Origin of the sequence: Bacillus sp. Nf3, assembly GCF_003028545.1 — a bacterium.
Taxonomy (GTDB): Bacteria; Bacillota; Bacilli; order Bacillales; family Bacillaceae; genus Bacillus; species Bacillus safensis.
The window spans coordinates 1-507 of the sequence record NZ_PYUA01000137.1 but is presented as its reverse complement, the minus strand read 5'-3'; the positions used below and the strand labels follow the sequence as shown (position 1 = coordinate 507).

Below are 507 nucleotides of genomic sequence, written 5' to 3'. Positions count from 1 at the left end.
GGGCATGGGTGATATCGGCACCGATGGCGCCAAAGGGCGTGTTGAACGCAGCGCCCAGCAGCCCCGATTGGAAATCGTCGGCCACCTGCACGCCGCCCAGCAGGGTGACGTGGTTGCTGAGGCCGCGCGCATAGGTGGCTTCAGCAAAGCGCAGTTGATCCTGTGCAAGACCGGTATCGCGCAGTGCGCCTGCGGTCACGCTGAAGCGCTGGTTCCCCTCGCGCAGCGCCTGCGGTACGGCCGAGAACGAGACGGTGAAGCGCTCTTCACGGCCATCCACTTCGGTCACCGTGACATCCAGGTCACCGCCGCCGCTGGTGGGATACAGATCGTCGATGACGAACGGGCCAGGAGCCACCGCGGTTTCATACAGCACCCCGCCGTTCTGGCGTACGGTGACCTTGGCATTGCTCTGCGCGATGCCGCGCACCACTGGGGCGTACCCGCGCAGTGAATCGGGCAGCATGCGTTCGTCGGTGGCCACGCGCGCACCGGTGAAGGCCACAC

At 66.3% G+C, this 507-nt stretch carries 1 protein-coding gene; it reads right to left on the bottom strand.

Features of this window, described 5'->3' with window-relative positions; all coding sequences use genetic code 11:
- Nucleotides 1-507 (bottom strand): fimbria/pilus outer membrane usher protein (locus C9414_RS19985; protein ID WP_142398100.1); only part of this gene is annotated, 507 nt, incomplete at both ends.